This is a genomic window from Saccharothrix australiensis (genome assembly GCF_003634935.1).
GTDB classification, from domain to species: domain Bacteria; phylum Actinomycetota; class Actinomycetes; order Mycobacteriales; family Pseudonocardiaceae; genus Actinosynnema; species Actinosynnema australiense.
On sequence record NZ_RBXO01000001.1, the window covers coordinates 3,260,411 to 3,274,384 of the forward strand.

Below are 13,974 nucleotides of genomic sequence, written 5' to 3' on the forward strand. Positions count from 1 at the left end.
CTTCGAGGGCGGCCCTCCGTCGCGCGCCGGCGGGGCTCCGGTACGCCGGGCCCGGCGGGAAGTCCGCGCGCCGGGCCCGGCGCAAGCCAGTGGCCGAAGGCCGGTGAACGAAAAGCCGCAGCCGGAAGGCGGTGGGCGGAAGGCGGTGGCCGGAAGGCGGTGGGCGGAAGGCTCAGTACGCGAACACCCGGTCGGCGAACCGCTGCGCCGGCTGGACGCCACCGCCCGACGGGTACGCGATCCGGTCCGCCACGCCGTCGGACGTGTACCGCGTCGCCGGGTTCGCGGCCAGGTGGTCCAGCCACGTGGTGGAGCCGTACTTGGCCTCGTCGCCGGACGCGTCCTGGGAGCGGATGCGCGGCACGCTCGCCGGGTCGAAGTCCGCCGCGTACGGCGACGGCGCGGGACCCGCGCCCACCAGCAGCACGCAGGTGTGCTCGTAGGACGTGCCGTCGGCCGCGCCGCGCAGCGCGAGCGAGCCGTCGGTGGGCCGCGCGCCGAACGGCAGCGCGAGGCTCTGCACCGCGTACCCCGGCAGCGCGGCCTGGATCTCCCGCTGCCCCGCCGCGATGGCCTGCTGCACCTCGGTGTCGCCCGCCGCGGACAGGTTCGTGTGCTGCCGCGTGTGGTTGCCGACCTCGAACCCGTTGTCCCGCAGCCACGGCAGCACGCCCGCGCCGTCGGACGTGCCGAACGGGGCGGCGTTGACGTACACGCTCGCGACCGGTCGGAAGCCGGGGTGCCGCGAGGCGACGTCGAGCAGGATGGCGATCGCCGAACCGGCCGCCGGTCGCCCGTCCGGCCCGAGGGTGAGCTGGGTCGGGTCGCCGTCGTCGAAAGTCAACACGACCGGGTGACGTCCGGCCGGGATGTCGATGCGGCCGGTGGCGTACTCGGTCGCCGTCACCGGCACGTAGCCCTCGTTCGCGAGGCGTTCCAGCTCGGCGCGGAACGCGTCCGGCGTCCGGTCGTAGACCGAGGTCGGCTCCGCCACGAACCGGTGGTACATCAGGACCGGGACCTGGCCCAGCTCGTTCGCGCCGACCGCGGCGGCGTCCGGTGCGGCGGAGGCGGACCGGCCCGCGGGCTGCGCGGAACTCGCGGTGCCGTCGGGGGGTGGTCCGGGCGCGGGCGCGTCGGCGGCGGGCTGCGCGCCGCACGCGCAGCAGACGGCCGCCGCGAGGGCGATGGCGGAGGGGGCGCGGCGGGTGCGCGGTCGTGGGCTCTTCACCCGTCGATGGTGGCGCGGAACGGCGGTGTCAGCAGGGGATACCCACCTTCGGATGACCCCGCGTTTGCGGCGCCGCGCCACGGGCTAGTCGCTGCTTGACTGTTCCGGACCCAGATAGGAGCCCACGGTGCCGGATTCACCACTCAAGGCGAAACGCGTGCTCATCCCGGTGGTCGCGGTGGCCGTGCTGCTGGTCGTGGCGGGCGTGGTCACCACGATCGTGCACACCCGCGACGTCAGCCTGGCGGTGGCCGACCTCGCCGACGGGACCAGCATCACGCCCTCCGACGTCGAGCAGGTGTCGATCACCGCGGCGGACCCGGCCGAGCTGCACGGCGTCTCGGTCCAGGTGGACGGGCGGCCGGTCGAGGTGCGGCAGGTCGAAGGCCGGATGACGCTGGCCGGCATGAAGCTGGCGGAAGGCCCGCACACGCTGTCGGTGCGCGTGCCGAACCTGCTGCCGTGGCTGCCGGACACGTCGGTCGACCGGGCGTTCACGGTGGACGCCACACCGCCCGCGGTGGAGGTCGAGTCGGCGGAGGCGAAGTCGCCGCGCGGTCCGCTCACCGTGCGCGGCACCGCCGACGGCGCGGACTCGGTGCGGGTGGGCGACCAGCGCGTGCCGGTGCGCGACGGCCGGTTCGAGGCGACGCTCGACTCGGTGCCCGCGCAGCTGAAGGTGCGGGCCGACGACAGCGCGGGCAACGCGACGGAGCGCGACGTCACCGTCAAGGTCACCCACCCGGGTATGCGCGCGGTCCACATGAGCGCTTCCGCGTGGGCGACGGAGTCGCTGCGCGAACCGGTGCTGGCGATGGCGCGCGAGCGCCGCATCGACACCATCCAGCTCGACATCAAGGACGAGAGCGGCGAGATCGGCTACGAGTCGCAGGTGCCGCTGGCCAGGCAGGTCGGCGCGACCCGCAACCACTACGACGCCCGCGCCACGCTGGACGAGCTGCACCGCATGGGCCTCCGGGTGGTCGGGCGGCTGGTGGCGTTCCGCGACCCGGTGCTGGGCAGGGCCTCGTGGGAGTCCGGCGCGCGCGACCGGCTCACGCAGAACACCTCCGGCGCGCCCTGGTCGGCGCACTACGGCGAGTTCGCGTTCACCAACTTCGCGAACCAGGAGGTGCGGGGCTACAACATCGCGATCGCCGAGGAGGCGGCGCGGCTCGGGTTCGACGACATCCTGTACGACTACGTGCGCCGCCCGGACGGCCCGGTGGGCCAGATGGTGTTCCCCGGCCTGACCACGACGCCCGAGCAGTCCATCGTGGACTTCGTGAAGGACAGCCGGGCGGCGGTCCGCCCGCACGGCGCGTACCTCGGCGCGTCGGTGTTCGGGATAGCGGCGCACAGCCCGACCGACGTCGCCCAGGACATCCCGGCGATGGCCCCGCACGTCGACTACGTCTCGCCGATGGTGTACCCGTCGCACTGGGGCCCCGGCGAGTACGGGGTGGACAACCCCAACGCCCGGCCGTACGACATCGTGCGGGCGTCGGTGGCGAACTTCGTGGAGCTGACGAAGTCCGGCAGCACGACGGTCATCCCGTGGCTCCAGGCGTTCTCGATGGGGCACAACTACGGTCCGGGCGAGATCCAGGCGCAGGTGGCGGCCTCCAGGGACGCCGGGGTGCCGTCGTTCCTGCTGTGGAACGCGGCCTGCACCTACGGCTCGTCGGGGCTGGAGCCCGCATGAGACCGGTTCCCGTGGTGGTCCACCTGACCGGCCTGTGCCTGGCCGTGACGACGGTGGTCGCGCTGGAGCTCGGCGCGGCGGCGCCGTCGCCCGGCGAGGTGACGCTGCCCGGACCGGCCACGGGCGGCGCCACCGCGGGCGGACCGACGACGGGGAGCGGACCGACGACGGGGAGCGCGCCGGCGCGGGAGAGCGAGCCGCGACCGGCCGGGGTGCGGGTCGCGGACCTGCCGCCGGGCCCGGAGTTCCCCCGGCACGGCACGGGCACGTGGCGGGTCGTGCCGGGAGGCATCGGCACGACCGGCGTCCAGTACTCGGTGGAGGTCGAGGAGGGCGTCACGGTGCCCCAGGGCGACGACTCGTTCGCGGCGGTGGTGGACTTCGCGCTGGCCCACCCGCGCGGCTGGTCGCGCGTCCAGCGGTTCCGCCGGGTCGCCGCCGGGGGCGAGCCGGAGCTGCGGGTCCGGCTCACGTCGCAGGACACGGCGCGGCGGTTGTGCGGCGTCGAGCTGCCCTACGACACGTCGTGCCGGATCGGGGACAGCGTGTACCTCAGCGCCGCGCGGTGGTTCCGGGGCGCGCACGCCTACGGCGGTGAGCTGCGGGCCTACCGGACCTACCTGGTCAACCACGAGGTCGGCCACTTCCTCGGCCACGGGCACGTGCCGTGCCCGGCGGACGGCGCGCCGGCGCCGGTGATGATGCAGCAGACGCTGAGCACGGCGAACGACGAGCTGGCCGCCATCACCGCCGGGGTGGACCAGGGCGTGGTGATCACGGCCGACGGCAAGGCGTGCACCGCCAACCCGTGGCCCTGAGCCACTTCCCGCCCGGAGGCCGCCCCGCGGTGGCCGTCCGGTTCGGACCGAGCCGGCTCCGCCCGCCTCGCGGTGCCCGCCTCGCGGTGCCCGCTCTGCCGTTCCCGGCCCGGCTGGCTCCCCACCCCAGCGCGCCGACACCCCGCGTGCGACCGGCCTACCCGCGAACGGGCGCCACGAGGTCCGAGGCGGGGTGCGCCTCCGCCATGAGCGTGACCACGTCCGCACCGGCGCGCACGCGGGCGCGGCGGCGGAACCGGGTGCCGGACCAGGTGCGCGGCCCGTGCCCGTGACCGGCGGGTACGGCCGGGTGGCCGGTCGGGGCGGGCACCGGGCGCGGCCGGCGCAGGACCCGGTGCGCGAGCGCGGCGCGGCGCTGGTGGGGCGCGGCGAAGACGGTCGCCGCGAGCACCGTCGCGATCAGCGTGAGCGTGCCCGCCAGCACCAGCGTCTCCGGCGCGCCGATCCGCTCGCACAGCCAGCCCAGCAGCGGCGCGCCGACCGCGCCCGCCGCCGCGCCGACGGAGGAGTTGACCGCGAGCAGCCTGCCGCGCATCCCGTCGGTCGAGTCGAGCTGGAGCCGGGTGCTCATGGTCGTGTCGATCACCACCGCGCCGGCCGCGATCGGCACCAGCACCAGCGCGAACCCGAGCGCGCCGGGCACCAGCCCGCCCGCCGCCTGGAGCACGCTGGTCACCCCGGCCACCACCAGCAGCAGCCGGACCGTCAGCGCCCGCCGCAGCGACGCCGCCAGCCCGCCGAGCACGGTGCCGACGGCGAACACCGTGGACAGCACGCCGTACCCGGCCGCGCTGTCGCTCATCGCGGCCATCGTGACCTGGTAGTTGCGCCCGAGGCTGGACAGCACGAACCCGAGCGCGAACAGCAGCAGCAACCGGCCGGACGCGCCGATGTAGCGCAGGCCCGCCCGCACGCCCGCCTGCTCCGCCGTGCTGACCGCCAGCGGGTGCAGCTCGCCCACCCGCACCGTCATGACGGCCGCGATCACGGCCAGGAAGCTGACGGCGTTGACGAGGAACAGCACGGGCGCGCCGAGCGCCGCCGCCAGCACGGCGGCGCTGCTCATGCCCAGGATGCGGCCGGTGGAGTTGAGGATCGAGCCGAACGCGAGGGCGTTGCCCAGGTCCTCCCGCGCCACGACCTGGCCGCCGAACCGGCCCAGCGCCGGGCCGTCGAACACCGACACCAGCCCGGCGGCGGCGGTCAGCGCGAACACCGCCGTGATCGGCGCGTGCAGCCAGACCACCAGGGCCAGCGCCGCGGCGAGCACGGCGTGCAGCGACTGGCAGACGAGGATGACGCGGCGGACCGGCACGCGGTCGGCCACGGCGCCCGCCCACGGGCCGAGCAGGACCGACGGCAGGGTGCCGACGAGCACGGACAGCCCGACGGACGCGGCGGAGCCGGTGCGGTCCATGACCACCCAGTTGAGGCCGATCAACTGCATCCACGCGCCGGTCACCGACACGAGGTCGGCGAAAGCCCAGCGACGGTAGTTTCGGCCGCGCAGCACGCGGAACATCAAAGCTCCCTGGAGAAAAGAACCGGGCGCGTCGACGGGCCCGTGCGAACTGCTCAACATTAGGCGTCGCTTTCCGGGGAACGTGCTTGTCGATCAGGTGAAACTGTTCACGTAACGCACCGTGCGGTCAGCGCTTCGCGCCGCCTTTCCCGCAGGTCGGCAAGCCGCGAGTCGCGGTGGGGAGCGTGGGTCGGAATGGTGGTGAGGGCGCGGATCGCCCATTCCGGGACCGGTTCTCCGGGTAGTGGGAAAGCGATGATCACGGATTCGGGTGGGCCGGGGGAACGGCGCGCGGGGGCGGTGGCCGGGCGGCGGAGAAGCGCTGCGACGGGGGGAGCGCCGTGCCGGAGAAGTGCCGAGGCGGGCCGGTGGGGCGGCGTGCGGCCGGGCGGCTGAGGAGTGCGGCTGAGGAGTGCGGCTGAGGAGTGCGGCGGCGGGGAGCGCCGCGCTGCACGGGAAGGGATCACCGGGCCCAGCGCGGGCGCTGGGTGATTCAACGGCACCGCGCCGGACCCGGCCGAGCCGCCGCAGCGGCTCTACCGCGCTGACACGTGCGCACGGTAAGTCATGACTACCCGAACGAGTGGAGATCCACACCTGTGGTGTTCATGAACCCGAACCGGGCGCGGGCACCCCCGGCCGCGCGTCGAGGGCGTCGGCTCGGGACGCGTACACGTCGAGGGTGCTCGCCACGCCGGTCACCTGGAGGGGCCGCAGCACCGCCCGCTGGTCGGCCACGACGGCGAACCGGACACCGAGCCGCTCGGCCTTCTGGCTGGCCGCCACCAGCGCCGAGATGCCCGGCGAGCCGAAGAACGTGACCTCGCTGAGGTCGACCACGAGCGCGCTGGGCCGGGCGTCGAGCCTGCCGAGCACCTCGTTCCGGGGACTGCACGCCGGTGCCATGTCCACGTCGCCCGCCACGCAGACGACGACCGCGTCGCCGACCACGGTCGTCTCGATCCTGACGGGTCCACCCCTGTTGAGCCGGTCGTCCACGAGAAACCTCCCGCTTCCGAGCCACCGAACGCAGGCTGGCTGCTCAACCGGACCGCTCGGCCGACGTCACGACGTCAAACGCAGTGAAGGGCTCCACCATACGCCCGCCCCACCGCCATCCACAATCAGTGAAGAGGTTACTACTCTTGGTGACAAGACCGTGTCACGGTCGGGTGTCGCGGCACCCCACCGTGCGGTGCCGGCGCCGGGCCCGGTCACCCGATGCCCTGCTGCTCCACCCCGACCTCGACCTCGACCGCCACCACCGGGCGCAGGCTGACCAGCGAGGGCCTGCCCTCGGCGTCGAACTCGATGACGCCGGACTGCCCGGTCGTCAGCGCCCGGTCGATCTCGGCGAGCATCTCCAGCATCACCTGCTCGGCGCGCTCCAGGCTCTCGGCGTGGGTGATCACGTACTCGTGCGCCCGGCCCCGCTGGCCGTCGGCGTCGCCGTGGAGCTGGACCACGATGCCGTACGGCAGCGGCGGGTCCGGGGTCAGCAGCAGCGCCGCGCCCACCCGCAGGAGCAGGTCGGCGCGCACCAGGCCGCGGTCGTAGGTCGGCAGCCACACCTGGGGCGTGGCGACCGGCACGGTGCTCCTGCTCATGATCACCACTGTAAGAGCCGACCCGCCGAGGGGGACTGCCGACGACCGGGAGACCCCCGGATCGAGTGAGACCGGTTCGGGTGGTCGACGGTGCCGGTCACCACCCCGTCAGACCCGGCGCGAGGCCGCCGAGCGCGAGCAGCACCAGCGCCACCGCCACCGCGCCGTGCTCCACGGGCGTGAGGTCGCGCTCACCGGTGTCCTCCGGGCGGCCCGCGAACAGGCCCAGGAAGCCGCGCAGCACGGTCACCCCGTCGACCGCCACGGCCACCACCAGCGCCGCCACCACGAACCCCGCCGGGTGCGCCAGCAGGTGGTGCACGTCCGCGAACCCCGGCAGCAGCGGGAAACCCGCCAGCGCCAGCCCGAAGCCCAGGTAGGCGACCGCCAGCCGGGGCGTGCGCGCCAGGTCGCCCGCCGGCGCGGTCAGCGACAGCGGTCCCCGCCGGGCCGCCAGCGCCGCCGCGGTCATCGCCAGCCCGGTGGCCGCGACCGCCGCCGCCGGCCGCGCGCCGCCCACCAGCGCCACCCCGTTCGCGCTCGCCAGCAGGAACGCCACCGCGCGCGTGCCGTCGGTCTGCACCACCGCGAACACCGCGCCGACCAGGGCGGCACCGGCGCCCACCGCCGCCGCGAGCGGCGTGGCGGGCGCCACCAACCCCAGCGGCAGCAGGAAGGCCGCCACGACGCCCGTCGGCGTGCGCGCCACGAACCGGGGGAACCAGCTGTGCAGCGGGACCGCCGCCGCCCGCACCGCGACCCCGAGCAGCACCAGCACGTCACCCGCCGGCGACGGGACCACCGAGCCGGCCAGCACCAGCAACACGCTCGGCACGTGGTAGACCGCGAACAGCCGGCGGTCCCGCGCGCCCGACCACGCCACGGCCGCCGTCACCGCCCACAGCGCCGCGTCGACGACCTCCACGCGCACCACCGTGAACGCGCAGGCCAGCCCGACCAGCGCCAGCGCGCGGGCCAGCACGCGCGGCGGGTGCGACGCGACCGGGCTCAACGCCGCCACGAGCAGCCCGGCCAGGCAGAACGCCGAGCACACGACCGCCGTCGCCGTCCCCGACGACACCGGGATCGCCGCCAGCGACAGCGAGAACGCCGCCGCCGCGCCGATGACGGCCCCGCGCCGCGCCGCGCGGGCGTCGACCCGCGCGCCGACCGCGAGCGCGGTCACCAGCCACACCACGACGACCGCCGCCGACGCGATCACCGGGACACCGCCGTCCGCCGCGTCCAGCGTTCGCCGCCCGTGGTGGGTCGACGCGTCGGCCGTGCGAGCCGGCCGACCGCCGTTGCCCGCCACACCGCGATCACCGGGATGCTCTCCGCTCGCCGCGTCCGGTGCTCGTCGCCCGTAATGGGTCGGCGCGCGTCGGCGCACCGGCCGCGTGGGCCTGCCGGTCGTGGCCGGTGCCGGGGTGGTCGGGTCGCGGTCGGCGCGGTCATCGGGTCGCCGCCAGCCGGCGCACCCAGCGCTCGTCGGCCGCGGCGCACCGGCGCACCAGCCGCGCGAACCCGCCGACCACCCGCTCCACCACCAGCGCGTCCAGGTAACCGCGCTCCAGGGCGAACCGGTACAGCCACGACCGGACCGGTCGAGGCAGGAGCCGGTCCCACACCGCGCCGGCGCGCGGCACGGGGCCGCCCAGCGCCTGCTCCAGGTGGTGGTGGTCGTGCAGCGCGCTGGGCGCGCGCAGGAACTGGGCGCTGCGCAGCGCCGCGTGCCCGAGCAGGTGCGCCAGCGCGAGCACGTGCCAACCCGCCGCGATCTCCACCAGCACCAACCCGACCTGCGTCGTCGACGCGTAGGCGAGGCCGGTCTTGACGTCGGTCTGCGCCCGGCCCACGAGCGCCGCGTGCACCGCCGTCACCCCGCCGACGACCCCGATCAGCACCGGCACCGCCGGCGCCTGCGACCACACGGGTTCCGTGCGCAGCAACAGGTACGGGCCCAGGCTCACCGAGATCGCGCCGTAGCAGATCGCGGTGGACGGGGTGGGCCCCTCCATCGCGCGCGGCAGCCACCCGCCGAGCGGGAACTGCGCGGCCTTGCCCATCGCGCCCCACAGCAGCAGCACGCCGACCGCGAGCGGCGGGCCGCCGTGGTGCGCGACCACGGCCGCGCCGACCAGGCCCACGTCGCACACCCGGTAGGTGGCGAACGCGCGCAGCCCGTGCGCGACCGGGCCGCGCCGCCGGTGGAAGAACGCGATGAGCAGCGCGGACGCCAGCCCGGTCAGCTCCCAGCCGACGACCAGCAGGTCAAGCGTCCCGGCGAGCACCACCAGTTGCACGCCCGCCACGAACAGCGCCAGCAGCAGGTGGAACCGGCGGTAGCCGGGGTCGCGGTGCAGGTAGCGGCGGGAGAACGCGCTGATCGTCGCGCCCAGCAGCCCGGCCAGCACGCCCACCGGCACCGACCACCCGTCGGCCACCAGCACCAGCGGGAACCCGGCGAACCACGTGCCGAGCACCACCTCCACCGGGCCGGACCACGCGACCGCGCACAGCAGCCCGGCGGAGACCGCCGCCGCCAGCACGACCACCGCCGACACGACCCGCTCGTCCGGCGGCACCCGCCGACCGGCGCCCGCCGCGAGGAGCAGGAACGCGGCGAACGGCGCGGCGACCGCCCCGACCAGCGCCCCGCTCACGGGACCGGCACCGGCACGTCGACCTCCTCCGCCAGCACGTGCGCGCAGTCGAGGTGGTCGCGCGAGCCCGCGTAGACGTCGACCGACCGCGCCACGACCGGGAACACCGTCCGCTCCCGCGCGTACGGCTGGAACGCGCCGTCCTGGAACACGTGCAGCGCGTCCGCCTCCCACGCCACGAGCTGGACCCAACCGCCGGACACCAGCCGGTCCAGGGCCGGGTTCGCCGCCACGATCGCGGCCAGCCGCCCCGGCGCGGCCTCGACCACGAGCAGCAGCCGCACCGGCTCGTGGATCTCCACCATCTGCCACGGTAGACCGGTGCGCAGGTCGGACGCGTGCCCGTCCATCACGCCGATCAGGCCGGTGACGTTGTGCGGCAGCTTGGTCCCGCAGCCGTAGCCCGTCGGGTCGACGAAGCTGAAGTAGTACTCCAGGTTGATGCCCGCGCACACCGGCCCGACGGCCGCCAGCAGCGCGGCGAGCAGGGTCGCGTCGGGGTCCGCGGCCGGGTCGTAGGAGGCCAGGAACGCCCTGCGGTCCAGGAACAGCCCGCGGGTGCGCGACCGCCGCCCGACCACGCACACCGCGTTGGTGGCGTGCCCGTACTCCGGCCGGGGCTGGCCGAGGTCGACGGCGTGGGTCTCCGCGTGCGCGGGCGCGGCGGCGTGGGCGAGGTCGGTCGGCGCGGTCTCGAACCGGCGGCAGCGCTCGTGCGCGGCGCGGACGCACGCCTCGGCGAGGGCGGTCTTGGCCTCGCGCAGGGGCTCCGCGTGCGCGTCGGGCACCAGGTCCTCGTCGTACCAGGTGATCGAGTCGTCGCACGTGTTGTGGTAGCCGCCGACGAACCAGGTCCCGTCGGGCACGGTGATCCCGCGCTCGGCGAGTCCACTCCGGACGGCCGGGTCGTTGGCCATGACGGCGAACGCCCGCGCGTTCGGCCCGCCCCGCCCGCCGCCGGTGGCCCCGCAGTCGTGCGCGGACTCGTGCGGGTTGTTCAGGCTCGACGAGCCGTGCCCCAGGACGAGCACCAGCGGTGCGGGCGCGCGGCTCAACCCGGTGGTGCGCAACAGGGTCGCCACGACGTCCACCTGTTCCGCCGTGGTGAAGCCCAGCGCCAGCCGCGTGGGCGGGGTAGTGCCGTGCCGCCGCGTCCAGCGGTGCGCGGCACGCGGGAACAGGCACCGCCCGACCAGCGACACCAGCGCCGCGACGCCGAGCGCGACGCTGGCCACCGCGCCGCCCGCGAGCGTGCGGCTGCCCACCGCGACCGCCCGCGTCCAGCGGGCCCGCAGGCGGCGCGGCGGGCGGCCGGGGCGCACCGGCCGCTCGACCACCGCGTGCCGGGGCGTCACGACCACCGGGCACAGGGGGCGCGACCGGACGTCGTCGACGCCCCGGTAGTGCATGGCCACGCCGAAGAACCCCGCGTAGCCGAACGTCTCGGCGGCGGGGCAGCACTCCTCCAGGTGCCTGCGCACGGACTCCTCGCGCTCGTCGAGGCAGAACACCGCCTGGAACGCCACCGCGCCCGCCGGCGTCGCGACCCGCTGGTGCGCGGCCAGCCCGTCCAGCACGCCGATCCGGTGCCGCCGCTCGTAGGCGAGGTGCAGCAGGCGACGGCGCTCCACCTCGTCGCACCGGTCCACGACGGCGAGCCACGCCGCCGCACCCGCCCGGTCGGTCAGCGGCACGTCCATCAACCGGGCCAGCACGAACGCCTCGTAGGCCAGTTCCAGCCCCGCGCCCCGACCCGTCGCGGCACCGACGACTCCCACCCCAGCGGTCCGGTCCGCCCCGGCCATCCCGCCCGCCGGACCACGCCCGACCCCGTCGCCCGGCTCGGCGGTCGCGAGCACGTGGCGCGTGGCGAACACGTCCAGCGTCAGCTGCACGGCCAGGTAGTCCACCAGCCGCGCCGCACGCGGTTCGACCGGTGCGCGGTCGGGTCGCAGCTCGAACTGCCGCACCATGCCCGCCCAGCCCCGCAACGACAGCAGCGTCGCGGTGACCACCTCGGCCCGGTCCTCGCCGGGCACCCCGAGTTCGGCCAGCGCCCACTCGGCGGTGCGCTCGGCCGACCACCCGCGCTGGGACCGCAGGCACGCCCCGAGCCCGCGCAGGAACGGGTCCGGCGGACCGCCCGCCCGGCCGTAGAGGTCGCGGAACGCCGCCAGCAGGCCGTGCTCGCGGCCCGGCATCGGCCAGAGGGCGACCCCCTGGTCCAGGAACGCCGCCGTGAACCGGATCAGCAGCGGGTGCGCCAGGTGGTCCGGGTCGACGCCGGTCGCGGCGAGGACGCGGTCGCGGGGCCGCGGGCGCGGCGGCGGTGCGGCCGGCGGCGGCGCGCAGGACCGCAGCAGGTCCCACCGCGGGTCGGTCGCGTCCACCGCGTCGGTCTCGGCCAGCAGCCAGTCCAGCGCCGGGCCGCGCGGCACCTCGACGTGGTGGCGCAGCCGGACCTCGTGGAACCGGCGCGGCGTCGGGCCGCCGGGCACCACGGGCACGCCGTCGTCGACGACCTCGGCCGCGACCACGGCGTCGAGGTCGGCCGTCGTGATCCGGCCCGAGCGCAGGAAGCCGTGGAACGCGGCCTCGCCCTGGTAGGGCTCGGTGCCGAGCACCCCGGCCGCACGGGTGACGGCGTCGGTGAACGGCAGGTGCTCGAAGGCGTGCAGGGTGTTGTGGTGCACGAAAGCCTGGAGCGGCCCCTGTTCGGGCAGCAGCGCCGCGGCGCGCCCCACCAGCTCGGCGATGGTCATCGCGACCGCCCGCGGCGGGTGGCGTGCGGGTCGTCCGAGGCGGGCACGAGCCCGTCGAGCCCCTCGACGACGAGGGTCGCGGCGGGCAGCTCCCGCGCCAGCTCGTCCAGCCTGGCCAGGAACGTGTGGTCCACGAGGACCGCGTCGCGCACGTCCACGACGACCTTCGTGACACCCCGGCCGGCGCGCGTGATCGCCTTGCGCACCGGCAGCAGCGCCGGGAAGACCGCCGCGCCGCGCAGCCGGACGCGCAGCACCTCGCCGACCACCGTGACCTGAGGTCGGGGCAGGAACGCGGACACCGGCACACCGCGCGCCAGGTGCAGCACGACCTTGAGCGCCAACCCGGACGCGACGCCCACCAGCAGGTCGGTCGCCAGGGTGACCAGCAGGGTGGTGGTGAACAGCGCGAGCTGGTCCCACCCGATCCGGGCGATGTGCCGCACGCCCGCCGGCGAGGCCAGCCGGAAACCGGTGTAGACGAGCATCGCGGCCAGCGCCGCCAGCGGGATGGTCTGCACGACGCCGGGTACCAGCGCGACGAACAGCAGCAGGATCGCGCCGTGGCAGACGTTGGACCAGCGGCTCGTCGCGCCCGCGTCCACGTTGGCCTTGCTGCGCACGATCTCGGAGATCATCGGCAGGCCGCCGATCAGGGCCGAGGCGAGGTTGCCCGTGCCGATCGCGAGCAGGTCGCGGTTGACGTTCGACACGCGCTCGGCCGGGCGCATCGAGTCGACGGCGAGCACCGTCAGCGTGGACTCGATCGTGCCGATGAGGGCGAACATCACGACGTACTGGACCGAGGTGGCGCTGAACACCTGCGAGAAGTCCGGGAAGGTGATCGCGTCCAGCAGCGAACCGGGCAGCCGCACCAGGAACTCCGGTCCGAGGTGGTGCTGCGCGCCGAGGAAGGTGTAGTCGTGCGGGCGGTCCAGGTGCAGCCAGAGGCCGATCGGGATGGCCACCGCCAACACCACCAGCGGCGCGGGCGCGAGCCTGCTCCAGCGGGCGCGCACCAGCGGCAGCCCGAACAGCAGCACCAGCGACAGCGCGCCGACCAGGAGGATGAACGGGTTCGCGTGCGCCGCGCTGCGCGGTATCTCGGCGATCAGGCCGAACGTCGAGTCCGCGGTCGGCCGCACGCCGAGCACCACGTGCGCCTGCTTCGCGATGATGATGACGCCGATCGCCGCCAGCATCCCGTGCACCACCGACGGCGACATGACCACGCCGACGCCTGCCGCGCGGACCAGCCCGAACACGATCTGCACGAGTGCCGCGACCACGCCGACGGCCAGGGCGCGCCGGTAACCGGCCACGAGGTCGCCCTGGCCCAGGTCGTGCACCGCGCCGACGGCGATCACGATCAGCCCGGCGGCGGGGCCCTTGATGCTCAGCGGCGCGCCGCCGAGCAGCCCGCCGAGGATGCCGCCGACAATGGCGGTGAGCACGCCCGCGATGGGCGGGAAGCCGCTGGCCACCGCGATGCCGAGGCACAGCGGCAGTGCGATGAGGGCGACCAGGAAACCGGACTTCAGGTCGGGCACCGTAAGTCTTCGGGGTGCCCGCACGGCGGGTGGTCGACCGTTTTGCCGGATTCGATCGGATTGACCGGGCATCGGTTTTGTCCTTTTTTCGG

General features: G+C 75.3%; 10 protein-coding genes. 2 read left to right on the plus strand and 8 right to left on the minus strand.

The genetic code is table 11. The features are described 5' to 3' along the window. Window positions 1-172: 172 nt before the first annotated feature. Window positions 173-1,231 (minus strand): polysaccharide deacetylase family protein, encoded by a 1,059-nt coding sequence (locus tag C8E97_RS14945; RefSeq protein WP_246018898.1) that lies wholly within the window; start codon window positions 1,229-1,231, stop codon window positions 173-175. 127 nt (window positions 1,232-1,358) lie between these two features. Here C8E97_RS14945 and C8E97_RS14950 point away from each other — a divergent pair, with 127 nt between their 5' ends. Further along, a complete protein-coding gene (locus C8E97_RS14950) occupies window positions 1,359-2,936 on the plus strand; it encodes a putative glycoside hydrolase (protein ID WP_121005989.1) in 1,578 nt (525 codons plus the stop codon). Next, window positions 2,933-3,754 (plus strand): DUF3152 domain-containing protein, encoded by an 822-nt coding sequence (locus C8E97_RS14955; protein ID WP_121005991.1) that lies wholly within the window; start codon window positions 2,933-2,935, stop codon window positions 3,752-3,754. The genes C8E97_RS14950 and C8E97_RS14955 overlap by 4 nt, the downstream gene beginning before the upstream one ends. A 157-nt stretch (window positions 3,755-3,911) precedes the next feature. On the opposite strand, the gene C8E97_RS14960 is transcribed toward C8E97_RS14955, so the two are convergent. The 7 genes from C8E97_RS14960 to C8E97_RS14990 all read right to left on the minus strand — a co-directional run bounded on the left by C8E97_RS14960 (window position 3,912) and on the right by C8E97_RS14990 (window position 13,882). Further along, window positions 3,912-5,297 carry an MFS transporter gene (locus C8E97_RS14960; protein WP_121005993.1) on the minus strand — a complete coding sequence of 462 codons (1,386 nt, stop codon included), beginning with the start codon at window positions 5,295-5,297 and terminating at the stop codon, window positions 3,912-3,914. A gap of 606 nt (window positions 5,298-5,903) precedes the next feature. Next, entirely contained in the window at window positions 5,904-6,296 is a 393-nt protein-coding gene (locus tag C8E97_RS14965; protein ID WP_121005995.1) for an STAS domain-containing protein, read from the minus strand. Between the two features lie 215 nt (window positions 6,297-6,511). Beyond that, window positions 6,512-6,904, minus strand: a complete 393-nt coding sequence (locus C8E97_RS14970; RefSeq protein WP_147455120.1) for a hypothetical protein — start codon at window positions 6,902-6,904, stop codon at window positions 6,512-6,514. Window positions 6,905-7,001: 97 nt separating this feature from the next. Beyond that, window positions 7,002-8,219 carry a hypothetical protein gene (locus C8E97_RS14975; RefSeq protein WP_121005999.1) on the minus strand — a complete coding sequence of 406 codons (1,218 nt, stop codon included), beginning with the start codon at window positions 8,217-8,219 and terminating at the stop codon, window positions 7,002-7,004. Window positions 8,220-8,358: 139 nt separating this feature from the next. Next, window positions 8,359-9,570 (minus strand): proton-conducting transporter transmembrane domain-containing protein, encoded by a 1,212-nt coding sequence (locus tag C8E97_RS14980; RefSeq protein WP_121006001.1) that lies wholly within the window; start codon window positions 9,568-9,570, stop codon window positions 8,359-8,361. Beyond that, complete coding sequence (locus C8E97_RS14985; protein WP_121006003.1) at window positions 9,567-12,332, minus strand: DUF2309 domain-containing protein; 2,766 nt, start codon at window positions 12,330-12,332, stop codon at window positions 9,567-9,569. The genes C8E97_RS14980 and C8E97_RS14985 overlap by 4 nt, the downstream gene beginning before the upstream one ends. Continuing rightward, entirely contained in the window at window positions 12,329-13,882 is a 1,554-nt protein-coding gene (locus C8E97_RS14990) for a SulP family inorganic anion transporter (RefSeq protein ID WP_246018899.1), read from the minus strand. Before C8E97_RS14990 ends, C8E97_RS14985 begins: the two co-directional genes overlap by 4 nt. Between the last annotated feature and the right edge of the window lie 92 nt (window positions 13,883-13,974).